At 69.8% G+C, this 25,867-nt stretch carries 29 protein-coding genes, 1 tRNA gene and 1 pseudogene; 15 read left to right on the forward strand and 16 right to left on the reverse strand.

The annotated features are described in order from the left end of the window. On the forward strand, positions 1-331 hold a 331-nt coding region (locus tag ACKOQ4_RS16275), incomplete at its 5' end, for an ATP-binding cassette domain-containing protein (RefSeq protein WP_526293626.1). Between the two features lie 31 nt (positions 332-362). Beyond that, a pseudogene (locus tag ACKOQ4_RS16280) lies at positions 363-992 on the forward strand (phosphoribosyltransferase); the annotation flags it as partial. A 49-nt stretch (positions 993-1,041) separates the two neighbouring features. Here ACKOQ4_RS16280 and ACKOQ4_RS16285 read toward each other — a convergent pair. Further along, positions 1,042-1,413, reverse strand: a complete 372-nt coding sequence (locus ACKOQ4_RS16285) for a DoxX family protein (protein WP_526293627.1) — start codon at positions 1,411-1,413, stop codon at positions 1,042-1,044. Positions 1,414-1,469: 56 nt separating this feature from the next. Here ACKOQ4_RS16285 and ACKOQ4_RS16290 point away from each other — a divergent pair, with 56 nt between their 5' ends. The 8 genes from ACKOQ4_RS16290 to ACKOQ4_RS16325 are packed head-to-tail and all read left to right on the forward strand — an operon-like array spanning position 1,470 to position 9,378. Further along, positions 1,470-1,823: a DoxX family protein gene (locus tag ACKOQ4_RS16290; RefSeq protein ID WP_526293628.1), complete on the forward strand. Its 354-nt coding sequence runs from the start codon at positions 1,470-1,472 to the stop codon at positions 1,821-1,823. Positions 1,824-1,856: 33 nt separating this feature from the next. Then, entirely contained in the window at positions 1,857-2,588 is a 732-nt protein-coding gene (locus ACKOQ4_RS16295; RefSeq protein WP_526293629.1) for an enoyl-CoA hydratase, read from the forward strand. A gap of 12 nt (positions 2,589-2,600) precedes the next feature. Then, positions 2,601-3,734, forward strand: coding sequence for an MBL fold metallo-hydrolase (locus tag ACKOQ4_RS16300; protein ID WP_526293651.1), 1,134 nt, complete (start codon positions 2,601-2,603; stop codon positions 3,732-3,734). Beyond that, positions 3,722-5,296 carry a serine hydrolase domain-containing protein gene (locus tag ACKOQ4_RS16305; protein ID WP_526293630.1) on the forward strand — a complete coding sequence of 525 codons (1,575 nt, stop codon included), beginning with the start codon at positions 3,722-3,724 and terminating at the stop codon, positions 5,294-5,296. The genes ACKOQ4_RS16300 and ACKOQ4_RS16305 overlap by 13 nt, the downstream gene beginning before the upstream one ends. Further along, complete coding sequence (locus ACKOQ4_RS16310; RefSeq protein ID WP_526293631.1) at positions 5,293-7,692, forward strand: HAD-IC family P-type ATPase; 2,400 nt, start codon at positions 5,293-5,295, stop codon at positions 7,690-7,692. The genes ACKOQ4_RS16305 and ACKOQ4_RS16310 overlap by 4 nt, the downstream gene beginning before the upstream one ends. A 59-nt stretch (positions 7,693-7,751) precedes the next feature. Continuing rightward, positions 7,752-8,027 (forward strand): Rv0909 family putative TA system antitoxin, encoded by a 276-nt coding sequence (locus ACKOQ4_RS16315; RefSeq protein WP_526293632.1) that lies wholly within the window; start codon positions 7,752-7,754, stop codon positions 8,025-8,027. 7 nt (positions 8,028-8,034) lie between these two features. After that, positions 8,035-8,481, forward strand: coding sequence for a type II toxin-antitoxin system Rv0910 family toxin (locus tag ACKOQ4_RS16320; protein WP_526293633.1), 447 nt, complete (start codon positions 8,035-8,037; stop codon positions 8,479-8,481). Between the two features lie 3 nt (positions 8,482-8,484). Next, complete coding sequence (locus tag ACKOQ4_RS16325; RefSeq protein ID WP_526293634.1) at positions 8,485-9,378, forward strand: amidohydrolase family protein; 894 nt, start codon at positions 8,485-8,487, stop codon at positions 9,376-9,378. Here ACKOQ4_RS16325 and ACKOQ4_RS16330 read toward each other — a convergent pair. Next, positions 9,371-11,110: an NAD-binding protein gene (locus ACKOQ4_RS16330; protein WP_526293635.1), complete on the reverse strand. Its 1,740-nt coding sequence runs from the start codon at positions 11,108-11,110 to the stop codon at positions 9,371-9,373. The two genes, ACKOQ4_RS16325 and ACKOQ4_RS16330, sit on opposite strands and share 8 nt — an antisense overlap. Positions 11,111-11,186: 76 nt before the next feature. Here ACKOQ4_RS16330 and ACKOQ4_RS16335 point away from each other — a divergent pair, with 76 nt between their 5' ends. Both ACKOQ4_RS16335 and ACKOQ4_RS16340 read left to right on the forward strand, forming a co-directional pair. Next, positions 11,187-11,606: a hypothetical protein gene (locus tag ACKOQ4_RS16335; protein ID WP_526293636.1), complete on the forward strand. Its 420-nt coding sequence runs from the start codon at positions 11,187-11,189 to the stop codon at positions 11,604-11,606. A gap of 57 nt (positions 11,607-11,663) precedes the next feature. Continuing rightward, the gene (locus ACKOQ4_RS16340; protein ID WP_526293637.1) at positions 11,664-12,287 is read left to right on the forward strand and encodes an LpqN/LpqT family lipoprotein; all 624 of its coding nucleotides are present in this window, start codon (positions 11,664-11,666) and stop codon (positions 12,285-12,287) included. Here the strand turns inward: ACKOQ4_RS16340 and ACKOQ4_RS16345 are convergent. Genes ACKOQ4_RS16345 through ACKOQ4_RS16355 form a run of 3 tightly spaced genes read right to left on the reverse strand, consistent with a single transcriptional unit; the run spans position 12,256 to position 15,938 of the window. Then, positions 12,256-13,131, reverse strand: coding sequence for a winged helix-turn-helix transcriptional regulator (locus tag ACKOQ4_RS16345; protein WP_526293652.1), 876 nt, complete (start codon positions 13,129-13,131; stop codon positions 12,256-12,258). The two genes, ACKOQ4_RS16340 and ACKOQ4_RS16345, sit on opposite strands and share 32 nt — an antisense overlap. Positions 13,132-13,181: 50 nt before the next feature. Next, a complete protein-coding gene (locus ACKOQ4_RS16350; RefSeq protein WP_526293638.1) occupies positions 13,182-14,699 on the reverse strand; it encodes a carotenoid oxygenase family protein in 1,518 nt (505 codons plus the stop codon). A gap of 12 nt (positions 14,700-14,711) precedes the next feature. Next, positions 14,712-15,938: an acetyl-CoA acetyltransferase gene (locus tag ACKOQ4_RS16355; protein ID WP_526293639.1), complete on the reverse strand. Its 1,227-nt coding sequence runs from the start codon at positions 15,936-15,938 to the stop codon at positions 14,712-14,714. A gap of 174 nt (positions 15,939-16,112) precedes the next feature. Between ACKOQ4_RS16355 and pnuC the strand changes: the two genes are divergently transcribed. Together pnuC and ACKOQ4_RS16365 are read left to right on the forward strand one after the other, a co-directional pair. Continuing rightward, positions 16,113-16,709 (forward strand): nicotinamide riboside transporter PnuC, encoded by a 597-nt coding sequence (gene pnuC, locus ACKOQ4_RS16360; RefSeq protein ID WP_526293640.1) that lies wholly within the window; start codon positions 16,113-16,115, stop codon positions 16,707-16,709. Beyond that, complete coding sequence (locus tag ACKOQ4_RS16365) at positions 16,702-17,259, forward strand: ATP/GTP-binding protein (protein ID WP_526293641.1); 558 nt, start codon at positions 16,702-16,704, stop codon at positions 17,257-17,259. The genes pnuC and ACKOQ4_RS16365 overlap by 8 nt, the downstream gene beginning before the upstream one ends. Here the strand turns inward: ACKOQ4_RS16365 and ACKOQ4_RS16370 are convergent. The 11 genes from ACKOQ4_RS16370 to ACKOQ4_RS16420 all read right to left on the reverse strand — a co-directional run bounded on the left by ACKOQ4_RS16370 (position 17,246) and on the right by ACKOQ4_RS16420 (position 25,277). Beyond that, positions 17,246-17,318: transfer RNA gene (locus ACKOQ4_RS16370), tRNA-Arg, on the reverse strand. The genes ACKOQ4_RS16365 and ACKOQ4_RS16370 overlap by 14 nt on opposite strands. Positions 17,319-17,371: 53 nt before the next feature. Then, positions 17,372-18,187 (reverse strand): TIGR03621 family F420-dependent LLM class oxidoreductase, encoded by an 816-nt coding sequence (locus ACKOQ4_RS16375; RefSeq protein ID WP_526293642.1) that lies wholly within the window; start codon positions 18,185-18,187, stop codon positions 17,372-17,374. Positions 18,188-18,222: 35 nt separating this feature from the next. Next, positions 18,223-18,963 carry an anti-sigma factor gene (locus tag ACKOQ4_RS16380; RefSeq protein WP_526293643.1) on the reverse strand — a complete coding sequence of 247 codons (741 nt, stop codon included), beginning with the start codon at positions 18,961-18,963 and terminating at the stop codon, positions 18,223-18,225. Between the two features lie 10 nt (positions 18,964-18,973). Next, complete coding sequence (locus ACKOQ4_RS16385; protein WP_526293644.1) at positions 18,974-19,624, reverse strand: RNA polymerase sigma factor; 651 nt, start codon at positions 19,622-19,624, stop codon at positions 18,974-18,976. Next, a complete protein-coding gene (locus ACKOQ4_RS16390; protein WP_526293645.1) occupies positions 19,588-20,406 on the reverse strand; it encodes a DUF1365 family protein in 819 nt (272 codons plus the stop codon). Before ACKOQ4_RS16390 ends, ACKOQ4_RS16385 begins: the two co-directional genes overlap by 37 nt. Positions 20,407-20,458: 52 nt before the next feature. Next, positions 20,459-21,679 (reverse strand): Nramp family divalent metal transporter, encoded by a 1,221-nt coding sequence (locus ACKOQ4_RS16395; RefSeq protein WP_526293653.1) that lies wholly within the window; start codon positions 21,677-21,679, stop codon positions 20,459-20,461. Continuing rightward, a complete protein-coding gene (locus ACKOQ4_RS16400; protein WP_526293646.1) occupies positions 21,676-21,909 on the reverse strand; it encodes a hypothetical protein in 234 nt (77 codons plus the stop codon). Before ACKOQ4_RS16400 ends, ACKOQ4_RS16395 begins: the two co-directional genes overlap by 4 nt. Before the next feature lie 30 nt (positions 21,910-21,939). Beyond that, entirely contained in the window at positions 21,940-23,016 is a 1,077-nt protein-coding gene (locus ACKOQ4_RS16405; RefSeq protein WP_526293647.1) for an NAD(P)H-dependent amine dehydrogenase family protein, read from the reverse strand. A 39-nt stretch (positions 23,017-23,055) separates the two neighbouring features. After that, positions 23,056-23,847 carry an SDR family oxidoreductase gene (locus ACKOQ4_RS16410; RefSeq protein ID WP_526293648.1) on the reverse strand — a complete coding sequence of 264 codons (792 nt, stop codon included), beginning with the start codon at positions 23,845-23,847 and terminating at the stop codon, positions 23,056-23,058. 86 nt (positions 23,848-23,933) lie between these two features. Further along, positions 23,934-24,911, reverse strand: coding sequence for a non-homologous end joining protein Ku (gene ku / locus ACKOQ4_RS16415; RefSeq protein ID WP_526293649.1), 978 nt, complete (start codon positions 24,909-24,911; stop codon positions 23,934-23,936). 42 nt (positions 24,912-24,953) lie between these two features. Next, complete coding sequence (locus ACKOQ4_RS16420) at positions 24,954-25,277, reverse strand: hypothetical protein (RefSeq protein ID WP_526293650.1); 324 nt, start codon at positions 25,275-25,277, stop codon at positions 24,954-24,956. A 75-nt stretch (positions 25,278-25,352) separates the two neighbouring features. On the opposite strand from ACKOQ4_RS16420, the gene ligD reads away from it, so the two are divergent. Next, positions 25,353-25,867 (forward strand): non-homologous end-joining DNA ligase LigD (ligD, locus tag ACKOQ4_RS16425; protein WP_526293654.1); only part of this gene is annotated, 515 nt, incomplete at its 3' end.

A 25,867-nucleotide genomic window follows, 5' to 3' on the forward strand; every position in this document is an offset into this window, starting at 1 on the left:
CACCCGCGGCGGGCGGCTGTCGGCCGGGCAGCGGCAACTGGTGGCCTTTGCCCGGGCGTTCCTGGCCGACCCGGCGGTGCTGATCCTCGACGAGGCCACCTCGTCGCTGGACATCCCCAGCGAGCGCATGGTGCAGCGGGCGCTTCGCACCGTGCTGGCGGGGCGCCCCGCGGTGATCATCGCCCACCGGCTCTCGACGGTCGCGATCGCCGACCGGGTGCTGGTGCTGGAGGACGGCCGCATCGTCGAGGACGGGCCGCCCGAAGCGCTCATCGGATCCGGCGGGCGGTACGCGGCGCTGCACCGGGCCTGGATCGAATCGCTGGCGTAGCGGCCCCGGGACTTCGGCGCATGATGGACAGATGAAGCGCTTCGCCGACCGGCCTGACGCCGGACGGCATCTCGCGGCGGCGCTGCGGGCCTACCGCGGGCCGGACGCCGTGGTACTCGGTCTGCCGCGCGGCGGTGTCCCGGTGGCCTACCAGGTCGCCCGAGACCTGCGAGCGCCGCTGGACGTGCTGGTGGTCCGCAAACTGGGAGTGCCCTACCAGCCGGAGTTGGCGTTCGGCGCCATCGGCGAGGACGGCGTCCGGGTGCTCAACGACGCGGTGCTGCGCCGGACCGGGCTCACCGCCGCCGACATCGCGGCGGTCGAGGATGCCGAGCGCGCCGAACTGCAGCGGCGCGTGGCCGCTTACCGCGGCGACCGGCCGGGGACGCCGCTGGCCGGCAGGACAGCGCTGATCATCGACGACGGGTTCGCCACCGGGGCGACGGCCAGGGCGGCGGCCCTGGTGGCCCGCGCCCGGGGCGCCGCAACGGTCGTGCTCGCCGCGCCGATCGGCGCCGCGGACACCATCGCCGGGTTGCGCGATGTCGCCGACGACGTGGTGTGTGCGGTGGTGCCGCGGGCGTTCGAGGCGGTCGGCCAGGGGTATCACGACTTCGATCAGACGTCCGACGAGGAGGTCCGTGCTCTGCTCGCGGCGGCGGGGAATCCCGGCGGGCCGCCGCAGCCCGGATAGAGGCGCGACGGACCTGTCAGTTCAGCAGCAGAATGGCCACCGACATCAACAGCACCGACAGCGCCGGCAGATACTTCGACACCGGATCCTTGGCCTTGGCGTGCATGGCCAGCGCCCCGACCATCAACACCGACACCACCGCCGCCGGCAGCCGGACGAGACCGGGAACCCAGACACCGACGATCAGCAGCACACCGGCGACGATCTTCAACCCGCCGACCAGATAGAAGGTCCACTCGGGCAGGCCGTAGACGGCGAACTCGTCCTTGAGCGACTGTGCGGTCCCGCCGCGGTAGGCCGTCGCCGAGCGGGCGCGCACCAGCCAGACGTTGAGCAGACCGAGACCGACGATGACCTGAAGTACGCTCGAGAGAACGTGAGTTGACATGGGCGCCCTTACGGCAGAGGTGTGTCTGTACCAGGACGATAACCGATCGGAACTTCATGCGCGCGCTCTATGAGCTGCTGAAAATCGTCTCCATAGTCGCCTTCCTGTTCTACGGCCTCAGCGTTCTTCTCAGTGGCGCGATGGCTGAGGAGTTCGACCGCTACGGTCTGGCCGGATTCCGCAAGTTCACCGGGGTCCTCGAGGTGCTCGGGGCGCTGGGCCTGATCGCCGGTTTTTTCGTGCCCGGCCTGACGATCGCCGCGGCCGGCGGCCTGAGCCTGCTGATGCTGGCCGGCGTCGCGGTCCGCGCCCGGTCCGGGGATTCGCCGGCCCAGGCGCTGCAGGCCCTGGCCATGCTCGGGGTGAACCTGTTCATCCTCCTCTACGCGATCCGATTCGGCGGCCGGTAGGTCCGGCCGCACCGGCCAGTAGGCTTGGCTCTCATGATCGGAATCGACCGGGACGGCGATGTCACGACCATCGAGTTGCAGCGCCCCGAACGGCGTAACGCGCTGAACTCCGAACTCGTCGACGCGTTGCGCGAGGCGGTCGAGAAGGCAGCCGCCGACGGAGTCCGGGCGATCGTGCTGACCGGAGCCGGCTCGGTTTTCAGTGCGGGCGCGGATCTGTCCGGTGATGTGTTCGCCACCCATTTCCCCGATAAGGCGATCGCGCTCAACAAGGCGATCGACGCCGTCCCGGTGCCGGTGATCGCCGCCCTCAACGGCCCGGCCATCGGCGCGGGCGTCCAGCTGGCGATGGTCTGCGATCTCCGGGTGGTGGCCCCGGGCGCCTACTTCCAGTTCCCGATCGCCAGGTACGGCCTGGCGCTGGACAACTGGAGCATCCGGCGGCTGGCGTCGCTGGCCGGCCACGGCCGGGCCCGCGCCATGCTGCTGGCCGCCGAGAGGTTGGACGCCGACACCGCGCTGATGACCGGAATGGCCAACCGGATCGGCACACTGGCCGATGCCCAGGCGTGGGCAGCCGAGATCGCCGGACTGGCCCCGCTGTCGTTGCAGCATTCCAAGCGGGTGCTCAACGACGACGGCGCCTACGAGGACCAGGGCGACGCGCACAAGGATCTGTTCGACCGAGCCTGGAACAGCCGCGACGTGATCGAGGCGCAGGTCGCCCGGTTCGAGAAGCGCGCCGCGAGGTTCCAGGGGAACTGAGACGTGCCAGCCCTGCCCGACCTGACCGCGCTGCTGCCCAGCGCGAAAGCCGCGGTGCGGCTGGCGGCGGGGACCGCTTCACTGGCGGCCGGCGGGTGGGTGCTGCAGGCGCTGCGCGACACCCCGGCAGCGCTGGGTGCCACCCCGGCCGCGCTGCACGCCGCCGCCGAGGGGTCGCCCAACTACCGGGGCGGGATCTTCCACAACCAGGAACCGGCGTCCCCGATCAAACTCGACGTCGAAGAGAACCGGATGCTGCTCTTCGAGATGTTCGCAAGCCGCTCGAACAGCCTGCCGCGGAAGGACATCCCGCTTGCCGATCCCACGCCGCACGGCGCCGCCGGCCGGCTCAGCACAACCTGGCTGGGCCACGCCACGGCGCTGGTGGAGGTCGACGGCTACCGGCTGCTCACCGACCCGGTCTGGAGCGAACGCTGCTCGCCGTCGCGTGCCGTGGGCCCGCAGCGTCTGCATCCGCCGCCTGTCCCACTCGAGGCGCTACCGGCGCTCGACGCCGTGGTGATCAGCCACGACCATCACGACCACCTCGACATGGCCACCGTACGGGCCCTGGCCCGAACTCAGCGGGCGGTCTTCGTCACTCCGCTGGGCGTCGGCGCCCACCTGGCGGCCTGGGGTATCCCGGCCGCGCGGATCGTCCAATTAGACTGGGGCGCAAGCCATGTGATCGACGGCCTCACCCTGACCTGTGCACCCGCGCGCCACTATTCCGGCCGATTCCTGACACGCAACAACACGCTGTGGGCGTCCTGGGTATTCGCCGGCCCGCGGCACCGGGTCTACTTCGGCGGGGACACCGGCTACACCACCGGTTTCACCGAGATCGGCTCGGCGCACGGGCCGTTCGACCTCACGCTGCTGCCCATCGGCGCCTACAACCGCTCCTGGCCGGACATCCACATGAACCCCGAGGAAGCCGTGCAGGCCCACCTCGACCTCAACGCGGCAGGCGTGCTGGTTCCGATCCACTGGGGCACCTTCCGGCTTGCCCCGCATCCGTGGGCTGAACCGCCCGACCGCTTGCTCGAGTCCGCGGCCGATGCCGGCGTCGAGGTGGCCGTTCCCCGGCCGGGCGGCCGGGTGGTGCCGGGGCGTGCCGCGGTCGAGCCGTGGTGGCGGTTTTGACCCGGGCCCGACGAGCCGCCGCCGCCGCACTGATACTCGCGGTAAGTGCCTGCTCCGGTCCGGCCCACGGGCCGGCGACGACGCTGTCCGGCGAACCTCCGCAACTCGCCGCGGCCCTGCCGCTGCCGGACAACGCCGTCGCCGACGCCGTCGCGCGCCTGGACGGCATCGCCGAGGGTTTGATGACGTCCTCCGGGATCCCCGGGATGGCGGTGGCAGTCGTGCACGGCGGAAAAACGATCTACGCCAAGGGATTCGGGGTTCGTGACACACATACCCCGGACAAGGTCGACGCCGACACGGTGTTCCAGCTCGCTTCGCTGTCCAAGCCGCTCGCCGCCACCGTCGTCGCGCACCAGGTCGGCGTGCGGGCCGTCAGCGGCTGGGACACCCCGGTGCAGGCGCACCTGCCCTGGTTCGCGCTGTCCGACCCCGCAGTGACCCGGATGCTCACCGTCGCCGACCTGTTCGCGCACCGGTCCGGCCTGCCCGACCACGCCGGTGACATGCTCGAGGACCTCGGCTACGATCGCCGGGCGGTACTGGAGCGACTTCGGCTGCTGCCGCTGACACCGTTCCGAACCTCCTACGCCTACACCAACTTCGGCGTGACCGCCGCGGCCGCGGCGGTAGCGGCGGCGGCCGGAACCTCCTGGGAGGAACTCAGCGAGCAGGTGCTCTACCGGCCGCTGGGCATGACCTCGACCAGTTCCCGCTTCGCCGACTATCAGGCCCGGCCGAACAAAGCGGCCGGCCACGTCCTCGTCGACGGTCACTACGCGGCCCGGTATACCCGCGACGCCGACGCACAGGCACCGGCCGGTGGCGCCAGCGCGTCGGTCAACGACCTGACTCATTGGCTGGCGATGGTGCTCGGCGGCGGTGACTACAACGGCGCCCGGATCGTCGAATCCAGTGCGCTGCTGGAGGCACTGACCCCGCACATCGTCTCCCACCCCCCTGCTGACCCGGCGGCGCGGCCGGGGTTCTCCGGCAACGGGTTCCACATCGGCACAACGTCGGCCGGCCGGATGGAGTTCAGCCACTCGGGCGCGTTCGCGGTGGGTGCGGCAACCAATTTCGTTCTGATCCCCTCCGCCGACGTCGCCATCGTCGCCCTCACCAACGCCGCCCCCACCGGGGTTGCCGAGACCCTCACCGCCGAGTTCGCCGACCTCGTCCAGTTCGGTGAGATCCGCCAGGACTGGCGCCGCCTCTACGCCGAGGCCTTCGCCCCGTCCGACCGGCCCCTGGGGGAACTGGCCGGCACGCAGGCTCCCTCCGATGCCGCACCGCCCCGGCCGCTGCGCTCCTACACCGGCACCTACGCCAACAGCTACTGGGGCCCGGCCGTCGTCACCGACTCCGGTGGCGGACTGAGTGTCTCCCTGGGCCCGCGTCCGCAGGTCTATCCGCTTCGGCACTGGGACGGAGACGTCTTCACCTTCGAGTTGCAGGGCGAAAACGCCCCGCCCGGAAGCGTTTCCAGGGCGACCTTCGCCGGGGACCGGCTGACACTGGAGTACTTCGACGACGACAGGATGGGGACTTTCGCCCGATGACCGCCATGACCGCCGGACTGTCCGCCGCCGAGGTCGCCGCCCGGATCGCCGCGGGCAAGACCAACGACGTTCCCAGCCGGGCGTCCCGCAGCGTCGGCGACATCGTCCGGGCCAATGTGCTGACCCGCATCAACGCCATCCTCGGCGTGCTGCTGCTGATCGTGCTGGCCACCGGCTCGCTGATCAACGGGCTGTTCGGGCTGCTGATCATCGCCAACAGCGGGATCGGCATCATCCAGGAACTGCGGGCCAAGAAGACATTGGACAACCTGGCCATCGTCGGGCAGGCCAAGCCCACCGTGCGTCGCGAGTCCGGCACCACCGAACTGATGCCCAACCAGGTGGTGCTCGACGACGTGATCGAACTCGGGCCCGGCGACCAGATCGTCGTCGACGGTGAACTGGTGGAGGCGACCACGCTGGAGGTCGACGAGTCGCTGCTCACCGGCGAAGCGGACCCGATCGCCAAGAGCGTGGGGGATGCGGTGATGTCGGGCAGTTTCGTGGTGGCCGGCAGCGGCGCCTACCGCGCCACCAAGGTCGGCCGGGAGGCCTATGCGGCCCGGCTGGCCGAGGAGGCCAGCAAGTTCACCCTGGTGAAATCCGAACTGCGCAGCGGCATCAACAAGATCCTGCAGTTCATCACCTACCTGCTGCTGCCCGCCGGCCTGCTGACCATCTACACCCAGCTGTTCCTCACCGGGGTCGGCTGGCGGGAGTCGGTGCTCAGGATGGTCGGCGCGCTGGTGCCGATGGTCCCCGAGGGGCTGGTGCTGATGACCTCGATCGCTTTCGCGGTCGGGGTGATCCGGCTCGGCCGGCGTCAGTGCCTGGTGCAGGAACTGCCCGCCATCGAGGGACTGGCCCGGGTGGACGTGGTGTGCGCCGACAAGACCGGCACGCTGACCGAGAACGGGATGCGACTGGCCGAGGCGATGACCCTGGCGGAGTTCAGCGCCGAGCAGGTCGGCACCGTGCTGGCGGCGATGGCGGCCGACGATCCCCGGCCCAACGCCAGCATGCAGGCCATCGCGGAGGCCTATCCGCAGGGCCCCGGCTGGACGACGACGGCGGTGGCCCCGTTCAAATCGGCGACCAAGTGGAGCGGCGCGTCCTTCCGCGAGCACGGCAACTGGGTGATCGGCGCCCCCGACGTCCTGCTCGAACCGGGCTCGCCGGCCGCCGAGCAGGCCGAGCGGATCGGCGCGCAGGGGTTGCGGGTGCTGCTGCTGGGAGCCTCCGACCTCAGCGTCGACAGTGCCCAGGCACCCGGTCAGGTGACCCCCGTAGCACTGGTGGTCCTCGAGCAGCGGGTTCGCCCCGACGCCCGTGAGACCCTGGAATACTTTGCCGCACAGAATGTTTCGGTCAAAGTCATCTCCGGTGACAACGCGGTCTCGGTTGGTGCGGTGGCCGGTTCACTGGGACTGCACGGCGAGGCGCTCGACGCCCGGGAGCTGCCCAGCGACCCGGAGGCACTGGCCCGGACGATGGCCGACTACACGACGTTCGGCCGGGTGCGGCCGGACCAGAAGCGAGCCATGGTGCACGCCCTGCAATCCCGCGACCACACCGTGGCGATGACCGGCGACGGGGTCAACGACGTGCTGGCGCTGAAGGACGCCGACATCGGCGTCGCCATGGGGTCGGGCAGCCCGGCATCCCGGGCGGTGGCGCAGATCGTGTTGCTGGACAACAAGTTCGCCACCCTGCCCTACGTGGTCGGGGAGGGCCGGCGGGTGATCGGCAACATCGAGCGGGTGTCGAACCTGTTCCTGACCAAGACGGTCTACTCGGTGCTGCTGGCGCTGCTGGTCGGGCTGGCCGGATTGATCTCGCACTTCGGGCACACCGACCCGCTGCTCTATCCGTTCCAGCCCATCCACGTCACCATCGCCGCCTGGTTCACCATCGGCATCCCGGCGTTCATCCTGTCCTTGGCGCCGAACAACGAGCGGGCCCGGACCGGTTTCGTGCGCCGCGTGATGACCTCCGCACTGCCCGCCGGCGCCATCGTCGGCATCTCGACCTTCGTCTCCTATCTGCTGGCCTATCCGGGCCGGCTGGGCACCGGGGTGCAGCAGACCCAGGCCTCGACGGCGGCGCTGATCACCCTGCTGATCGGGGCGGTGTGGGTGCTGGCCGTGGTGGCCAGGCCCTACCAGTGGTGGCGGATCGCCCTGGTGGCCGGATCGGCTGCTGCATACCTGGTGATATTTGCTCTGCCGCTGGCCCGGGAGAAGTTCATGCTCGACCCGTCCAACCTGACCGTCACCGCGACCGCGGTGCTGATCGGGCTGGTGGCGGCCGCTTTGATCGAGGCTTCATGGTGGATTCAGGGCCGGGTTCTGGGCGAACCGAGGCTGCTGTGGCGGGCCGCCAACCGCGTTGCGTAGATTGACGCCGGGACGCCAATCCGGCGCCCGCTCCGTGATCCACCAGGAAGGGTGAACACATGTCGTTCATCGACAAGGCCAAAGAGGCCGCCGAGAACCTCGCCGACAAGGCCAAGGACGTCATCAGCGAGAACGTCGACAAGGTCGAGGGCGCGATCGACAAGGCCGGCGACTTCATCGACGAGAAGACCGGCGGCAAGTTCGGCGAGACCATCGACAAGGTGCAGGGCGCCGCGCACGACGCCGTGGACAAGGTGTCCGACGCCGCGGAGTCCGCCAAGGACGCCGCCACCGGTGCAGCCGAGACCGTCGCCGACAAGGTCGACGGCCAGTAAATCCGAGATGGCGAAGGTCTCGGTATCCGTAGACGTTCCGCTGTCGCCCGATCGGGCGTGGCAACACGCCTCGGACCTTTCCCGGTACAAGGAATGGCTCACCATTCACCGGGTCTGGCGCTCCAAGCTGCCGGAGAACCTCGACAAGGGCACCGTCGTGGAGTCCATTGTCGAGGTCAAAGGGATGCCCAACCGGATCAAGTGGACCATCGTCCACTTCAAGGCGCCTGAGGCGATGACGCTCAACGGCGTCGGCTCCGGCGGGGTCAAGGTCAAACTGATCGGCAAGGTCAGACCCGACGAGAGGGACGGGGCCGCCTCGGTCGTCACCATGGACGTCCACCTGGGCGGCCCCGCCCTGTTCGGTCCGATCGGCATGGTGGTCGCCGCGGCACTGCGCGGCGACATCCAGGCGTCGCTGAACAATTTCGTGTCGGTCTTCGCCGGGAACTGAGCGATGGTGGCGGGCGCCCGATACGAGTACGCGATCGACGTCGGTGCGATCGAGGCCCTCGACTTCCACACCCACGTCGAGCTCGACTCCGGTGGACGGTGTGCCTACGACGCCGAACTGGCCGAGGCCACCGCCCGCTACTTCAAGCTCGGCGCCGGCCACGCCGCGCGCGTCGACGACCTCGCCGAGCACTACCGCCGGCACAACACCGCCGCGGTGGTCTTCACCGTCGACGCGCGCAGCGCCACCGGGCACCAGCCCAATTCGGTCGAGGACTTGATCGAGGGTGCGGCCCGCAACAATGACGTGCTGATCCCGTTCGGCACCGTCGATCCGCACTCCGGCCGGGCGCCGCGGCGGGTGGCCGAACTTGCCGATGACTACGGCGTCAGGGGATTCAAGTTCCACCCCAGCCTGCAGGCCTTCGAACCCAATGACCGCCGCTACTACCCGATCTACGAGGCGATCGCCGCCGCCGGAGTGCCCGCGCTGTTCCACACCGGTCAGACCGGACTCGGGTCGGCGCTGCCGGGCGGGCACGGCATCAAACTGCGTTACTCCGATCCGATGCTGCTCGACGACGTCGCCGCGGACTTCCCCGCCTTGACCGTCGTGATGGCCCACCCGGCGGTGCCCTGGGTGGACGCCCAGATCGCGATCGCCTCGCACAAGGCGAACGTCTACGTCGACCTGTCCGGGTGGTCACCGAAATACTTTCCGCCGCAACTGGTCCGGGCGCTGGGTCGTCAGCTGCGGACCAAGGCGCTGTTCGGGACCGACCACCCGTACATCACACTGGACCGCTGGCAGCGCGACTTCCTGACACTCGATGTCGACCCCGAGGTGAGGCCGATGATCCTCAAGGACAACGCGTTGAGGGTTCTCGGCCTCAGATGAGGGCGTCGCCGGGTCTTCCGCCGAGGCCGAGCCGTTCGGCGACCCCGGCCGGCGGGCGGGCCTTGCGGGGCCGGTCCTCGCGCTGACCCTTGCGCAGCGCGTCGAGCAGTTCGCGGTATGGGCCAACCAGGTAGACGGTGTCACCGGAGCGGAACAGGGTCTGCCGGCCCGGGTGCAACTCGGCCGCGCCGCCGTCGCGCTCCAGCGCGATCACCCGGGTCAGGGTGGACAGCTCGGCCAGCTGCATGCCGTCCAGTTCGCTGCCCGGCTCCACCAGGACGCCGCCAACCATGAACGAGCGCTGCCCCACCGAGAAGGTGCCGAGCACGTCCAGGCCCATCGCCGCCCCGATGAACCACGGGGCGGCCAGGTCGACGGTGGAGCGCACGTGCCGGAAGTCCATCCGGTGTCCGACGGCTCGCCCCAGCGCCTGGTCGTAGATCCGCAGCACGACCGGAATCCGTTCGCGCCCCGGCGAACTGGTCATCTGCTTGCACACCAGCCCGGTCTCGATGTTGACCATGTCGTCCTCGGTGAGAACCGCGATCGCGCGGGCTCGCTCCAGTCCGGCCGCCTCCAGCGTCGTGGGCAGGGTCGCGTCTCCGGCGATCACCGGGATCTGCGACTCCGCGGCCTGCGAGAGGTAGCGGTTGTCCTCGTCGCGCTCGATGACCACCACCGCGTGGCCGGATTTCTTGAGCATGCCGGCCACCCGGATGCCGAACGAGCCGAGCCCCACCACGACGAAGTGCCGGCGCAGGTGGCTGACCCGCTGCCGGTTGGCAGCCTGGGACAGCCGCTGGGACAGTAGGACGTCGGCGACGAAGGCCACCATGATCGAGATGATCGCGATGCCGCTGAGCATCATCACCACGCCCCACAGCCGAAGCCAGGTCTGCTGATCGCGCAGATCGAAATCGCCGTAGCCGACGGTGGTCAGGGTTTCGGTGGTGAAGGACAGCGCGTCCACCCAGCCCATGTGCGGCCGGAACGCGAAGCGGATGACGACGGTCGAGCCGAGCAGCAGGGCCACCGCGACACCGAGCGCCCGGTAGAACAGCGGGTTCATGTCCTCCAGGAAGGCGCGGGCCCCGTCGAAGGCCCGCACCGGCGGTGAGCGGTGGTCGACGTCCGCGCCGCGCCGCCCGACCACCAGACCCATCGCCTCGAGCTCCTCGGCGCGTCCCATGACGGTGGTGCTGTCCCCGTCGTAGACCGCGTCGTCGAGGTGGGGACAGGGGATCACCTCGCCGGGGTTGGGCGCGTTCTCGCCGCGGATCACCGCGACCGGCGCCAGCCGGCCGTAGATCTCCCGCAGCGTGCCGTCGCGTCCGGCGGTGTCGGTGGAGACCACGAAGTCCACCCCGCCCGCGCTGATGGTGTGTGCGGTGCGTCCCAGCAGCGCCTCGACGACGGAGGGTGCGGCCAGGTCGGCCACGTCGAGCACCGCGCCGGGTCCGATGCCGTCCTCCATCGCCTCGTGCAGGACGGTGTTGGACAGCCGGGCCACCACCCGCACCGTCGGGCTGGCCTGCCGGGCGAGCAGCGCCACCTCGAGGTTGACCGCGTCGTCGGCCGAGGCGGCGATCACCGCGTGGGCGCCGGCCACCCCGGCCGCCTCGAGAGCCGCCGGGGACTGCAGCAGGACCACCGACAGCTCGGCTTCGTTGAGCTCGTCGATGATCCGCGTCGCCAGCGCATCGTCCCCGCACACCAGGATGTGACCGCGCATGGGAAAACGCTACTGCGTCAGCGCCGCCGCGGGTGTCAGGTACGGGGCGCCGAGGCCGGGCCGTTATCGTCGGGCCATGGCACGTCCGAGTCCCGGTTGGCTGGTCGCGCTGTTCGCCACCGGGTTGTCGGTGAGCGCCTGGCTGCCCTGGTTGACCACCACCGCGCACGGTGGCGGCCGGGCCAGCGCCATCGGCGGCACCCTCGGCAGCATCGTCGTTCCCCCGCGGTTCGGGGCCGGCCAGCTGATCGTGCTGCTGTCCTCGGTGCTCGTCGTGCTCGGCGCCATGCTCGGGCGCGGACTCCTGCCGCGACTGGCGGCCCTGGCCGCCACGGTGATCGCGATGCTGGTCGCCGTTCTGACGGGGTGGTACTTCCACGCGAACGTGGTGGCTCCGGTGTCCGCCGGCTACGGCTTCTACATCGGCGCCGCGTGCGTGCTGGCGGTACTGGTCTGTGCGGTCTGGGCGCTGGTGTCGGCCCTGCTCGGTGACTGACCCCGCCGGCCCCGGACCGCGCGCCGGTAGGCTGTGGCGGGCCTGGAAGGAAAGCAGATGCGCACAGTGATGGGGCGTTGGGTGGTGGCGGGCTTGCTGGCCGCGGGCCTGACGCTGCCGGGGTGCTCGGGAGCCAAGCCGGTCGCCGAGAAGTGCGAGACCGTGTCGGCCCCGATGACCGACATTCCCACCCGCACCGACCAGGAGCCCAAGTTGCGCATCCCGGTTCCCGAGGGCTGGGAGCGCGCGACCCAACTGGACTCCGAGCAGATCCGGTTCGCGATCCGCAGCCCCAAGCTGGCCGCCGACAATTTCACCCCGAACGCGGTGGTGACCATGCAGAGGGTCAGCGCCGACCTCGGCAAGCCCGACCAGATTCTGCAGGCGCAGACCGATCAGCTCACCCAGAAGCTCAACATCACCGACGTGAAGTCGACGCCGACCAAGGTGTGCGGAGCCCCGGCGCTGTCCTCCACCTACACCACCCCCGAGCTGAGGCTCAACCCGAAGATATCCGCGGTCCCGCCGCGCAAGGCGACCTCGCTGGGAGTGGTCTACCGCAGCGGCGACGCCAACTACGTCGCCACGGTGACGGTTCAGGCGGTCAAGGCGGACAACCCCGGGTTCGTACAGGACTCCGAGACCATCCTCAAGGGATTCCAGATCCTTCCGCCGCACTGACCGTCACCTGCGCGCCGGAGAGCCGGTCTCCACACCGATTGCAGGCGAGTTCGGCGGTGAACTCCGCAGCGCAGTCGCGGTGGCTGAAGAGGATGGCCGGACCCTCGGGGGCCAGGAACCACCGCTGCGCCCACTGCAGTGCGGTCACCATCACTGCGAAGAAGGCCCGGCCCTTGTCGGTCAGCAGGTAGGCGCCCCGGTCGCCGCTGCCGGGTTCAAAGCGCAGCACCCCGATCGCGCAGAAGGTCTGCAGCCGCCCGCTGAGCAGGCTCGGCGGTGCGCCGAGCAGCGATTGGAACTCGGTGAACCGGGTGGCCCCGAGGAAGGCCGCGCACAGCAGCGCCGCGGCCCAGCGGTTGCCGAGCACGGTCATCGTCTCGGGGAACAGCCCCGCCTGGCGTGCGCCGGTCTGGGAGTCGGAGCGCCGCCGGGTCGCCGTATCCGGCGCGGAGCGCTCCCAGTCGCCGCTGGGGCCCGGCGCCAGATCCACGGTGTCGATCCCGGCCTCGGTGCGGCAGGCCGAGCAGCGCAGCACCGGGGCGAACAACTGTCCGCAGCCGCGGTGGCCCATTGCCGGCAGCCGGTCGGCGCGGTTCGGCACCCAGGTCCGCTCCCATTCCCAGATCAGCATCAGCAGCGGCCACAGCGAACGGCTGCGTTCGGTCGGCAGATAACCGGCGTCGGTGCGAACCAGCAGCGACTCGCCGGTCAGCACCCGTAACCGGTTGGACAGCACCGCGTTTGAGATCGGCAGCCTGGCCTGGAAGTGGCTGTAGCGGGTCGCTCCCAGCACGGCCTGCTGGACGATCAGCAGGTTCCACTCGTCGCCGAGCAGCCCCAGCATCCGGCCGACCGCGTTGGTCCCGCCGGCCGCCAGGCCGGTGGGCGTCGTCACTACAGGCCGACGGCGGCTGCCGCGGTGTCGGTCTCGCGCCAGCGCCGGACCTCGGCGCCGGCCACCCAGGTCGAATGGGTGCCGCTGGAGATCCGTTCGGGCAGCAGCAGTTTGCAGACCGGTCCGTCCTCGATGCGGGCGGCGTCGAACACCAGGCAGTAGGAGGCGTCGTCGTTCATGTCGGTGGTCAGGGTCACCAGGTACCCGTCGTCCTCGCCGCGGCTGCCGAGGCGGGGGGCCATCGCGGTCTCGCTGCCGTACACCCCGTCACCGAAGCCGATCCGCTGCTCTGCCCCGGTCGCCAGGTCGTGGCGGACCAGTCCGTCGAAGAGGAACCAGCCGGGCTTTCCGGTGGCCGCATAGGTGTAGCGGTAGGGCTCCCCGGCGTAACCGGCGTTGATCATGCCGAACTCGGAGATGGTGTCGCTCAGCGGTTCCTCGGTGGTCGCTCCGGTCCTGAGGTTGAACCGCCAGCGGTGCAGCCGGGCCTGCATCCGGTCCAGCGCGAGAAACCGGAACGCGCGCTGCCACTTGTCGCCGGCGCCGGTGTCCAGCGGATTGGGGTCGCCCTGGTAGAACCCGTCGAGCACGATCTCGTCGCCGTCCTCGTAGGCGTTGGTGAAGTGCAGCACGAAGGTCGGGTCCGCCTCGAACCACATGATGTCCGCCGGCGTGCCCCGCCGCGGTATCACCGCGAAGCGCGAGGGCATGTCCTGGTAGAAGTGCGGGATGTGCAGGTTGCGCTCGAGCAGTTCGGGCTGCCAGAACAGCGGAAAGTCGTTGAGAACGGCGTAGTTCCGGGTGAAGGCCATGTCGTGCGGCAGGCGCGGGCCCGGCAGCGGCACGTCGACGTAGTGAACCAGGTCGTTGTTGGCGTCGACCACGCCGTAGTGCAGATACGGTGCCTGCTTGCTGTAGTTGAAGAACAGCATCTCCCCGGTGCGATCGTCGATCTTCGGATGGGCCGAGACGCCCCAGGCATCCGGGAACGCGCCGTTCCAGCTCTCCTTGCCCTGCGTCTCGCCGGTGTAGGGATCGATCCGGTAGAGGTCGCCGCACTGGTAGAAACTCGTCAGTGCGGTGCCCCGGTGCACGACGACGTCTGTGCTGGAGGCGTCCTTGAGCATGGTCCGCGCGCCCCAGCCGTGGTCGGCCTTGGCCAGCGGAACCGGTTCGGCCAGCCCCGGCCACAGCGCCTCGCCGGCCCGCAGTTCGGCCTCGAAGCCGTCGGTGCGCACGAAACGGTTGCGGTAGAACGCTTTTCCATCGCGGAAGCCGACGATGTGCAGCATCCCGTCGCCGTCGAAGGGGTGATAGAACTTCATGGCCGGGTGCAGCGGGTTCTCGGTGTTGCGCAGGTAGATACCGTCCAGGTCGGCCGGGATCTCGCCCTGCACCGCGGTCAGGTCGTCGGCGTGCCACTCGGTGGTCTGGGGCAGCCACGGCCCGGTGCGGTAGGGATGGTCGTCGTCCTCGGGCAGGGTGGACAGGAACTTGCCGACGACCTCAGTGTCCATGGGTGGGTCCGATCACGCCGCATCTCCTGATCCGATGACGAAACTGACTGTGGTGGCGGTACTTCCGCCGATGTTGAGGGTGCCGAACCGGCGCGCGCCGTCCACCTGGTACTCGCCGGCCAGGCCCGAGACCTGTTTGGCCGCGTCCAGCATCATCCGGACGCCGGATGCGCCCACCGGATGGCCGCCGCCGATCAGGCCGCCGCTGGGATTGATCGGCAGCCGGCCGCCGATCTCGATGTCCCCGTTCTCGACGGCCTTCCACGACTCGCCCGGACCGGTCAGGCCGATGTGGTCGATCGCCAGGTACTCGCTCGGGGTGAAACAGTCGTGCACCTCGAAGCCGTCGATGGCATCGAGGTCCACCGCGGCCCGGCCGAAGGCGTCGTGCACGGCGGACCGGACATGAGGCAGCACATAGGGATTGGCCGGGTCGCGATCGAGTTTCTGGCGCAGGCCGAGCCCGACCGTGCGGTGTCCCCAGCCCTCGATCCGGCCGATCGGGCGCACACCCGGGTGGTCGGCCAGGAAGTCGTCGCCGACCAGGACCACCCCGGCGCCGCCGTCGGTCATCTGGCTGCAGTCGAAGCGGCGGATACGTCCTTCGACGGGCGGGTTGACCTCGTCGTCGTCGCCCACGGCGGCCAGGTCGGGAATCCGCCACTCCCGGGTCTGGGCGTTGGGATTGCGCCGCGCATTGGCCAGATTGACCGCGGCGATCGCGTGCAGGTGCGCGTCGTCGATGCCGAACCTGCGGTCGTACTCCCCGGCCACTTCGTTGAACATGTACGGCCACATGTATCTCGCGTCCCGGCCCTCGTGCCCGGTCCAGGCCGCCGCCCCCAGGTGCTGCGCGGCGAGGTCCCCGGGCACCGTCTTCTCCAGCTCGATCCCGATCACCAGGGCGGTGCGGTAGTTGCCGGCCCGCAGGTCGGCCATCGCCGCCAGGGCCGCGACGCTGCCCGACGCGCACGCGGCCTCGTGCCGGGTGGCCGGGATGCCCCACAGGCCCGGGTGCACGGTGGCCGGCATCGCGCCGAGGTGGCCCTGGGCGGCGAACATCTCCCCGAAGGCGTTTGCGACGTGGACGACGTCGATGTCGGCGGCGTCGATCATCGCCTCCGCCAGAGTCCGGTCGACCACCTCGCGGGTCAGGTCGGCGAAATCACGGCCCTCGCGGGTCAGGTTGCGCGCGAAGTCGCTCTGGTAACCGCCGAGAATCCAGACGCTGCCGGCCACGGGCACCAAGTTACTACAGTTAGCAGAGCGGGGGAACCATCCCCGGCCCGCGCGCTAGCCTGACTGCGCAGGGCCAAACCGCGGGAGTCCGGGGCAACCGGTCTGAGAAGGCGGCACACCGCGCCGCCGACCGCCCAACCGTCCGGGTAATGCCGGACAGGGAGTGTGTCGACGATGTCCGTGCTGTTCACCGCCTGGGGTTACGACGTCACCGCCATCGAGTTCGCCTCGGTCGTCCTGGCCTTCATCGCCATCGGTTTGGGCATCCGGGGCACCCGCTGGACGTGGCCCTTCTACTTCGTGTCCAGCCTGTTGTACGGCTGGCTGTTCGTCCGGTTCCACCTCTTCGCCTCCGCCGCCATGCAGCTGATCTTCATGGCCGCGGCCGTCTGGGGCTGGTTCTCCTGGGGCCGCGAGGGCGTCCGCGTGCCCGGCCGGCTCACGCCGGGCGCCAGGGTGGGCGTGGCGGTGGGGGTGGCGGTTCTGTGGGCGCTGGTGGCCCCGTTCCTGAAGAGCATCGGCGGGGCAGCCACCTGGGGTGACGCCTTCATGCTGGTCGGTTCGATCGCCGCCCAGTTGCTGATGGTGCTGCAGAAGATGGAGACCTGGCCCGCGTGGATCGCGGTGAACGTCGTCGGCACCGCGCTCTACGCCAGTCAGGGCTTGTACTTCACGGCGCTGTTCTACGCCGTGCTCATCGCGATGGCGGTCACCGGCTGGCGGGCCTGGTCGGCGCGCACCGTCGCCGGGGCGGAGGTGGTGAGTGCCTGAGCCGGCGGGCGCCGGGCTGATCTCCGTGGTGGGCGGGGAGTCCACCGGTAAGACTGCTCTGGCCGCGGCCCTCGGGGCGCGGCTGCCGGCGGTCGTGGTCTCGGAGTTCCTGCGCTCCTGGGTCGAGAGCAACCACGGGCGGGTTCCCCTGCCGGGCGAACAGCCGGAAGTGATGGCGGCACACCGGGACTCGGAGATCGCCGCCATGCTGGAGGCCGAGCAGGAGGGATTGCCGTGGGTGGTCTCCGACAGCGGTCCACTGATGACCGCCGTCTACAGCATCCAGTACTACGGCGACGACAGCCTGTTGCCCACGGCTCTGCAGTGGGCGGCGCGCAGCGACCGGCTGGTGTGGTGCCAGGACGACTTTCCGTGGCAGCCCGACGCGCAGCGCGACGGGGCGGACGCCCGATCCAGGTCCCAGCAGATCCTGGCCGCGATCTTCGACGAGCACCCGGAGTTGCCGATGCTGGCCGTCCACGGTCCGCTCGACACGCGCGTCGAGGCCGTGCTGAACACGGTGGGTCGGCCAGACGTGCCCCCGGCATGATTCGAACATGCGACACCGGCTTTAGGAGAGCCGTGCTCTATCCCCTGAGCTACGGGGGCGGACAGCCGGGAAGCTTACCGCCTGACGCTCGTCGTCCTGCCGAGCCTGCCGGTCAGCGCAGCGCCTCGATCACCTTCGCAAAGAATTTCCCGTGATAGTCCTGCACGGTGAAGTAGGTGATCCCGTAGGTGTCGCGTTGTGCCAGAAGCGTGTCGGCGATGTGCCGGGGCGATCCGGACAGGACGCTGGGCATCGCCAGCAGCTGCTCATCGGAACGATCCGGGGCATAGGCCCGGGTGAGCGTCAGATCAGGAACACCGGACGAATCGGTGGGCACCCCGGTGATCGCCAGGTTCAACTCCACATCCGTGAAGCGCTCCCCGGCGGCGTTGCGTACGAACGCAATTCGCTCAGCGAGGGGATCGGCCGTGCGGGACTCACCGGCGCTGAAGCCGACGATGTCGGCGTACTGCGCAGCCAGCGTCAGCACCCGGTCGCCGTTGCCGGCGATGAGCAACGGCACCCCGGGCGCCGCCCGCTTGAGGTATTCGGCGGTGCGGCGCAGATGCGCAACCCGGTCACCCGCGCTGGGGTAGGGAATGCCTGCCGCTTCGAACTCCTCCCGCACGTACCCGGTGCCGAGGCCGAGTTCGAGACGCCCCTCGGTGAGCACGTCGGTGTCGACGACGTCGCGGGCCAGTAGCGCGGGCGAGTAGAAGGCGGCGTTGAGCACGTAGGTGCCGACCTTGATGGTGCCGGCGGCGTTGGCGGCGGCGACCATCGCCGGGAAGGGCGCCGGAGCCCCGAGGTGGTCGGGCAGGTGAACGACGTCGTAGCCGAGGTCCTCGAAGAGGCGTACCCGATCACGCAGTCGCTCGGCCGACTTGATGGACCGAAGCCCGATGCCGAAACGGAAATCCCGTGCCACCCGGTCATGCTAGGCGGCACCTGGCACACACGTGCTCAGATCAGCGGCAACTCGGCGATCACCGCGCCGGTGGGCTGGGTCGAACCGCTTCCGGGCTCCACGGTGAACCTCAATTTCGTTGAGTCGCCGATGTTTTCCAGCACGGCCGTGGTGGACGGGGCAACCGCCTTGGCATCCATCGTTCCCGCCGATGACGCGCCCTGCGGACTGACCAGCCACATCTGGTAGACGGTGCCCGGCGCCGGCGGCGGAACGTCGTTCATCACCAGAACCCCGGCGTTGCGGTCCCGGGAGAAGACCACCGTCGCGGTCCCGCCGGCCGGGATTGCGCCGAAGACGGTGTGGACGTCGGATGCGGTGAAGACCTGCTGCGCGGTGGACTGTGGCGGCACCGGCGACGGGCGAAGCGACTGTCCGATGCCGACCGCCGCGAGAGCGACCACCGCAGCCGCGGCGGCGGACAGCAACGCGGTGCGCCAACGGCCCGCGCCGGCCCGCGCCGTCGGCAGCGTCCGCACGTTGTTGCCGGCCGCCGGGTCTGCGGCCACCGCCGACAGCAACCGGTCGCGCAGATCGGCCGGCGGTTCCTCGGCGCTGCCCGCAGATACGACCGCCATGGTCTCGCGGACCGCCCGAACCTCGTCGTAGAAGGCGTCGACGACCGGTAGTTCCGCGCCGGACAACCGGCCCTCGATCTCGTCGCGCTCGGAATCCGAAACCGCGTGCAGTGCATAGGGGACGGCCAGTTCGAGCAGGTCGTCGTATGGTCCGGTCATGGTCACCCCCTCACCGCACACCCAGGCAGTTGCGCAGCCCGCGCAGCGCGTCGCGCATCCGCGATTTGACCGTCGCGAGGTTAGCCGACAGCCGTTCGGAGACCTGTACGTAGGTCATCCCCTGGTAGTAGGCCAGTTCGATGCATTCGCGCTGGATGTCGGTCAGGCCGTCCAGACAGGCGGCGACCCGCCGGCGGTCCTCGCCGGAGATCACCGCGTCGGTGACGTGGTCGGTATCGCGTTCGACGGTGGCCGCCCCGTAGCGCGAATCGCGCTGCGATGCCGCCTGTTCGGAGCGCACCCGGTCCACCGCGCGCCGGTGCGCCAGGGTGAGCAGCCAGGCCAGCGCGCTGCCTGAGGCCGGGTCGTAGCTCTCCGCGGTACGCCACACCTGGAGATAGACGTCCTGGGTGGTCTCCTCGCTGTAACCGGGGTCGCGGAGCACCCGGCGAACCATGCCGTAGACCCGGGATCGGGTGGCGTCGTACAACTCGGCGAACGCCCCGGAGTCGTGGTGGGCGACCCGGCGCAGCAGGGCATCGAGATCGGCCGTGGTCACCGGCTCACCCGTTTCCTGTTCGGTGCCATCGACCCGAAGCGTAACCGGACGGTCAAGCAATCGCGTCACGACGTCGCCCAGGAGTGGGTCTGAGCCCCCCATCCGGATGTCGGCGACCCGACCGCCCGTTGGGCCAGTCGCCCGGGCTGCGGCGCGACCGGGCGGCGCACAGCCGGGCGGTAGGCGGCGGGCAGACCGCGCCAGCGCAGCGCGAGCTCCTGCAGGCGCAGGCTCAACCTGGCCATCTGGGGCGCCAGCGGGTGGGTCAGCTGGAGCAGCAGCACCCGGCTGAGCGTGGCCGGACGCCGCGCACCTCGCCACGTCGCCACCAGGGCGGCGTGGTTGTCGCGATGCAATGAGACGGTCAGGTCCAGCGCCTCCGCCGGGCGCGGCAGCCGCACCAGGAAGTAGCCGTCCTCTCCGGCGAAGGGCGCGTCGCTGATGCCTTCGGCCACCGCCGCCGGGGACTCGTCACCTGCCGGCAGCAGGTAGGCCCTCCGTTCACCGCTGAGGGTCTGCACCTCGGCGATGACGCACCGGGCCGCCCCGGCCGCGTCGTGGCACCAGAAGAGGCTCAGCGGGTTGAAGGCGCGTCCGAGCACCCGCGGCATCAGCAGCGCGGTGACACGGCCGCCCGGGATGAAGACGCCGCGGCGGGCCAGGAACGCGTCGACCCGCTGCCGCAGAGAGTCACCGGGCGCGCCGTCGAGGTGGTCGGCCGCCTCGAAGCGGGCGAAGGGGCGCGCCCACCCGGGCAGATGCGGCAGGTCGTCGACGTCCACATACCAGCCGTAACTGCGATGCTCGGCATAGTGGTGGACCGGAGACCTGTGCAGGTGCGTGATCCGGGTGGGGTAGAGCGCGGGAGTCGTTGCGGTTTCCACGACCGGGATTCGGCGCCGGCCCGGACTCGGATGGGTCTGTGACCCAGATCTCTCAACCGGTGACGGTCAGACCGATCAGCGCGAGGTTGAGCATGGTGACCAGCCCGGCCACCGTCCAGGCCAGCATCGTCGTCGACGCGCGGTTGACGTCCGCACCCATCACGGCGGGGTCGGAGGTCAGCCGCGCCAGGGGGATCAATGCGAACGGGATGCCGAAGGACAGCACCACCTGGGACAGCACCAGCGCCGCGGTGGGATCGACGCCGCTGGCCAGCACCAGCAGTGCCGGCACCAGAGTGACCAGGCGGCGCACCAGCACCGGGAACTTCCGGCGCAGCAGGCCCTGCATGATCATCGCGCCGGCGTAGGCGCCGACCGACGTCGACGCCAGGCCGGAGGCCAGCAGGCCGACCGCGAACAGCAACGCCACCCCCGGGCCGAGGGTGTCGGCGACGGCGGCGTGCGCGCCCTCGATGGTGTCGGTGCCGGCGCGCCCCCGCAGGTTGACCGCCGCCACCAGCAGCAGGGCGAGGTTCACCGTCCCGGCCACCAGCATCGCCGCGGTGACGTCCCACCGGGTCGCGCGCAGCAGTCCGGTGCGGCGCGGGCCCGGTGGCGGATGGCCGTGGCGGTCCCGCGCCAGTCCGGAATGCAGGTACACCGCGTGCGGCATCACGGTGGCGCCGAGCATCGCCGTCGCCAGCAGCACGCTGTCGACTCCGTCGAAGCGCGGGATCAGGCCGCCGGCAACCGCTGCGGCCGGCGGCGGGCTGACCACCAGGCTGGCCAGGAAGCCGACGGTGATGACCATCAGCAGACCGACGATGACCCGCTCGAAGACCCGGGGGCCGCGATGGTCGCCGATCGCCAGCAGGATCAGGGAGACCACCCCCACGATGACACCGCCGACCGGCAGGGGCAGCCCGAACAGCAGGTAGAGCGCCAGCGCCCCGCCGATGATCTCGGCCACGTCGGTGGCGATGGCGACCAGTTCGGCCTGGGCCCAGTAGGCGATCCGGTAGGGGGTGCCGACCCTGTCCCGCACCGACTCGGGGAGGGTGCGGCCGGTCACCAGACCCAGCTTGGCGCTGAGGTATTGGACCAGACCGGCCATCACGTTGGCCGCGACGATCACCCACACCAGCAGATAGCCGAACCGTGATCCGGCACTGACGTTGGCGGCGATGTTGCCGGGGTCGACGTAGGCGATCGCGGCGACGAACGCCGGCCCGAGCAGTGACCAACCCGGCCGGGCCGACGTGGCGGTGCTCAGAAGCCGATCCAGATGCCGCGACCGCCCAGGCCGAACACCGGTGTGCCCAGACCGAAGCCCCAGGGGTAGGGATTGGTGAAAGCCGGGTTGGGTGTGGTGGTGATGGCGGTGTGTCCCGGCGTCACACACGTCCGGGTGTTGGGTGCGGTGTCGGTGCAGTCCGGCACCGCGGAAGCGGGGGCGGCCAGGGCCAGAGCGGTGACGAGGACCGTCAGCAGCATGCGTGCCATCGCGTCCTCCGTAGGGCGGCGTGAATCCCCTTATGCCCCAGCGTACAAGCCCTTGCCCGTCACCAGAGGAAGATCCAGGGTGGTGCAGATGCCCGGCTTGGCCGCCACCACCGCTGGTATCGCGTTGACGATCCGTGTAGCGGTGGCCAGCACGCCGGCGTGGTTATGGTCGCCGTTGGGACTCGACAGGCACAGGTCCATCGCGTAGCAGGGTTCGCCGGTGATCTCGACGCGGTAGTTGCCGCCCGGCTGCGCGGGTTGCGGCCACTGCGGACACAGGTCGTCGCGCAAGCGGGTGATGTGCTCGAGCACCACCGCCGGCGCCCCGTTCACCAGACCGATGACCTCGAAGCGCAGCGCGGCGGCGGTTCCCTCGGCGATGTGCCCGGATGAGATGTCGAAGGCTTCCGGTGCGGGCTCGCGCACGTAGATCTCCTCCAGGCCGTCGAGTTCGACGCCCATGCCGGCGGCAAGTTGGCGTACCACCGAGCCCCACCCGATGCTCAGCACGCCGGGCTGCAGCAGCATCGGGATCTCGTCCATCGGCTTGCCGAAGCCCATCACGTCGAACATCACCGTCGCGCTGTCGTAGGTCGCGTAGTTCACGATCTCCATGCAGCGCACCTGCTCGATGCTCTGGCAGGTCCCCATCAGCGCCAGCGGAACCAGGTCGTTGGCGAAACCCGGGTCGATCCCGTTGACGTACACGGTCGACTTGCCTTGTTGGGCAGCCTCTTCGATGGGCTTGATCATCTCGTCCGGTATCACCTGCCACGGCCATTGCAGGAACACCGGCCCGCTGCCCACCACGTTCACCCCGGCGGCCAGGATTCGCCGGTAGTCCTCCAGGGCCTCCATCAGACGGTTGTCCGCCATCGCGTTGTAGACCGCGCAGTCGGGCTTGGTGGCCAGCACCGCATCGAGGTCGGTGGTCGCCTTGACGCCGGTCATGGTGTCCAGGCCGACCAGTTCGGCGGCGTCCATGCCGGCCTTGCTCTCCGAGGACACCCAGACCGCGACGAGTTCGTAGTCCGGGTGGGCGATCACCGACCGCAGCGCGTGGGCGCCGACGTTCCCGGTGCCGATCTGAGCGACTCGAATTGGCATGTCTCTCCTAGGTTTACGGGTCGGGTTTACGGGTCGGGTTTACAGGTCGGGGATCGGCAGGTCCAGGTTGGGCACGATCAGCCCGCCGTCGACCTCGAGCATCTTCCCGGTCAGGAAACTTCCCGCCGGTGAGGCGAGGTAGACCGCGGCGGCGGCGATGTCGTCGGGATCGCCGAGGCGGCGCAGCGGGGTCGCCTTCTCCATCGGGTCGCGCAGCGCCTCGTTGGAGGCCACGATCTCCAGCGCGGAGGTCAGTATCGAACCCGGTGCGATCGCGTTGACCCGGATCCGCGGGCACAGATCCAGCGCCGTGAGCCGGGTGTAGTGCGCCAGAGCGGCCTTGGCCGTGCTGTAGGCGGCGAATCCGCGGCCGGCCAGCCGCCCCATCGTGGAGCTGATGTTGATGATGGTGCCGCCGCCGGAGTGCTCCAGCATCAGCGGCACCGCGGCGACGGTGAGCGCGTGGGCGGTCAGCACGTTGAAGGTGAAGGCGTCGCGCATCTCCTTGACCGTCGTGGTGAGCAGCGTGTTGGGCATGCTGCCGCCGACGTTGTTGACCACGATGTCGAGCCGTCCGAACGCCTCGACCGCCGCTGCGGCCAACTCGGCGGTCTTCTCCGGCTGGGCCAGATCGGCAGTCACGATGTGCGCCCGCCGGCCCGCGCTCTCGACCCGGGCGGCGACTGTCTCCAGTTCGGACCGGGTGCGGGAGGCGATGACGACGTCGGCGCCCACCTCGGCGAAGGCGACCGCGATAGCGGCTCCCAGACCGCGCCCGGCCCCGGTGACTACGGCTACTTGTCCGTCGAGGCGGAACTTGTCGAGGATCACGCGGCCTCTCTTCCCTAGTCGCAGTCCACCGTAACAAGGGCGGTCGGCGCGGCGGAGCGGAAAATCGAACGGTTCTGTAACACGTTCTACTTCTTGGCGGCGGCCTTGCGTGCGGGTGCCTTTTTCGCCGCCGCTTTGATCGGCGCCTTGGCCGGGGTCTTGGCGGGGGCCTTTGCCGGGGCCTTTGCGGGCGCCTTCTTCGCTGTGGCCTTGGCGGGCGCCTTCTTCGGCGGCGCGGGTGGCGGGTCGGGCTGGGCGCGGGCGGCGGACTCCTCGCGCCGGCGGCGCACACTGGCTTCGAGCTTGGCCAGCAGGTCCGAGACGTCGTCGGTGTCGTCCAGGCGCGCGGGTTTGTCCTCGACGGTGAACGCCTCGCCGCCGGCCAGCTTGGCCTCGACCAGTTCGTGCAACTGCTCCTGGTAGGTGTCGGTGTACTGCTCGGGGTGGAAGTCGTCGGCCATCGACTCGACCACTTGGCCGGCCATCTTCAGCTCGGCGGGACGCACCTCGACGTCGGTGTCCAGCGCGGGGAAGTCCGGGTCGCGGATCTCATCGGGCCACAACAGTGTGTGGATCACCATGACCGGGCGTTTGGAGAAGTCTTTGACCCGCAGCGCCGCCAGCCGGGTCTTGTTGCGCAGCGCGAAGTGGACGATCGCCACCCTGTCGGTCTCGGAGAGCGCCTTGGCCAGCAGCACATAGGATTTCGACGACTTGCCGTCCGGTTCGAGGTAATAGCTGCGGTCGTACATCAGCGGGTCGATCTCGCCGGCCGGAACGAATTCGAGCACCTCGATCTCGTGGCTGCGTTCCTCGGGCAGGGTGGCGATGTCCTCGTCGGTGATCACCACCGTCTGGCCGGCGTCGGAGGCGTAGGCCTTGGCGATGTCGCGGTACTCCACCACCTCGCCGCACTCTTCGCAGACACGCTGGTAGCGGATCCGGCCGTTGTCGCCCGCATGAACCTGATGGAACTTCAGATCGTGGTCCTCGGTGGCGCTGTAGACCTTCACCGGCACATTGACGAGCCCGAAGGCGACAGAGCCCTTCCAGATGGAACGCATGTGACCAGTATGCCCAGCAAGCTCCGGATGTCTCCGGAGTCCTCAACTGAAGGGTAGGGGGGCGGGCGGGGTCAGGCCCAGCGGCAGGACGGTGGGTACGTCGCGCGGGGTTACGCCGAGGGGGAAGACCGTCGGGAAGTTCGCCGGGGTGATGGTCGGCGGAATGTTGGGGTTGGCTCCGGGGAACATGCCGAACAGGGGCAGGCCCGACTGGCCGGCGACGACCTTCAGTTCGGGTGCGCACTCACCGGGCTGGGCCACCTGGCCGCTGGTGCAGTCCGGGACCAGGTTGTTCGGATCGGCCGTCGCTGCCGGTGCGCACACGACTGCCGACACCGACATCAGCACGAGCGACAACCGGATCACGAACCGAAGCCTACAGCGGGTAATACCCTTGGGACGGTGATCGACGTGTGGCCGCCGGGTGCGACGAGCGGACCGCTGGTCCGGCTGACCAACCCCGACAAGGTGCTCTACCCGGCCACCGGCACCACCAAGGCCGAGGTGTTCCGGTACTACACCGGTGTCGCCGAGGCGATGCTGCCGCACATCGCCGGACGCCCGGCCACCCGCAAGCGGTGGCCCAACGGGGTCGGCGAGAAGGCCTTCTTCGAGAAGGAGCTGGCCAAGTCCGCGCCGTCCTGGCTGCACCGCGGGACCCTGGCGCACCGCTCCGGGGACACCGTCTACCCGGTCATCGACACCGCGACCGGACTGGCCTGGATCGCCCAGCAGGCCGCCCTGGAAGTCCATGTGCCGCAATGGCGTTTCGGCCCCGATGGCAGGCCCGGCCCGGCCAACCGGCTGGTGTTCGACCTCGACCCCGGCGAGGGGGTGAGCATGTCGCAGCTGGGCGAGGTTGCTCATGCGGTGCGCGAGATCCTGGACGACATCGGCCTGCCGGTCTTCCCGCTGACCAGCGGCAGCAAGGGGCTGCACCTCTACGCCCCGCTCGC

Source organism: Mycobacterium sp., from assembly GCF_046095365.1.
GTDB lineage: Bacteria > Actinomycetota > Actinomycetes > Mycobacteriales > Mycobacteriaceae > Mycobacterium.

Excerpts from the sequence above, each read along its gene's own strand:
- ACKOQ4_RS16405 (WP_526293647.1), bottom strand. The coding sequence starts at position 23,016 with ATGCCAATTCGAGTCGCTCAGATCGGCACCGGGAACGTCGGCGCCCAC.
- ACKOQ4_RS16350 (WP_526293638.1), bottom strand. The coding sequence starts at position 14,699 with ATGGACACTGAGGTCGTCGGCAAGTTCCTGTCCACCCTGCCCGAGGAC.
- ACKOQ4_RS16310 (WP_526293631.1), top strand. The coding sequence starts at position 5,293 with ATGACCGCCATGACCGCCGGACTGTCCGCCGCCGAGGTCGCCGCCCGG.
- ACKOQ4_RS16320 (WP_526293633.1), top strand. The coding sequence starts at position 8,035 with ATGGCGAAGGTCTCGGTATCCGTAGACGTTCCGCTGTCGCCCGATCGG.
- pnuC (WP_526293640.1), top strand. The coding sequence starts at position 16,113 with ATGTCCGTGCTGTTCACCGCCTGGGGTTACGACGTCACCGCCATCGAG.
- ACKOQ4_RS16290 (WP_526293628.1), top strand. The coding sequence starts at position 1,470 with ATGCGCGCGCTCTATGAGCTGCTGAAAATCGTCTCCATAGTCGCCTTC.
- ACKOQ4_RS16345 (WP_526293652.1), bottom strand. The coding sequence starts at position 13,131 with ATGCTGGGGCTGCTCGGCGACGAGTGGAACCTGCTGATCGTCCAGCAG.
- ACKOQ4_RS16315 (WP_526293632.1), top strand. The coding sequence starts at position 7,752 with ATGTCGTTCATCGACAAGGCCAAAGAGGCCGCCGAGAACCTCGCCGAC.
- ACKOQ4_RS16330 (WP_526293635.1), bottom strand. The coding sequence starts at position 11,110 with ATGCGCGGTCACATCCTGGTGTGCGGGGACGATGCGCTGGCGACGCGG.
- ACKOQ4_RS16340 (WP_526293637.1), top strand. The coding sequence starts at position 11,664 with ATGCGCACAGTGATGGGGCGTTGGGTGGTGGCGGGCTTGCTGGCCGCG.
- ACKOQ4_RS16295 (WP_526293629.1), top strand. The coding sequence starts at position 1,857 with ATGATCGGAATCGACCGGGACGGCGATGTCACGACCATCGAGTTGCAG.
- ACKOQ4_RS16325 (WP_526293634.1), top strand. The coding sequence starts at position 8,485 with ATGGTGGCGGGCGCCCGATACGAGTACGCGATCGACGTCGGTGCGATC.
- ACKOQ4_RS16385 (WP_526293644.1), bottom strand. The coding sequence starts at position 19,624 with ATGGGGGGCTCAGACCCACTCCTGGGCGACGTCGTGACGCGATTGCTT.
- ACKOQ4_RS16400 (WP_526293646.1), bottom strand. The coding sequence starts at position 21,909 with ATGGCACGCATGCTGCTGACGGTCCTCGTCACCGCTCTGGCCCTGGCC.
- ACKOQ4_RS16380 (WP_526293643.1), bottom strand. The coding sequence starts at position 18,963 with ATGACCGGACCATACGACGACCTGCTCGAACTGGCCGTCCCCTATGCA.
- ACKOQ4_RS16335 (WP_526293636.1), top strand. The coding sequence starts at position 11,187 with ATGGCACGTCCGAGTCCCGGTTGGCTGGTCGCGCTGTTCGCCACCGGG.
- ku (WP_526293649.1), bottom strand. The coding sequence starts at position 24,911 with ATGCGTTCCATCTGGAAGGGCTCTGTCGCCTTCGGGCTCGTCAATGTG.
- ACKOQ4_RS16285 (WP_526293627.1), bottom strand. The coding sequence starts at position 1,413 with ATGTCAACTCACGTTCTCTCGAGCGTACTTCAGGTCATCGTCGGTCTC.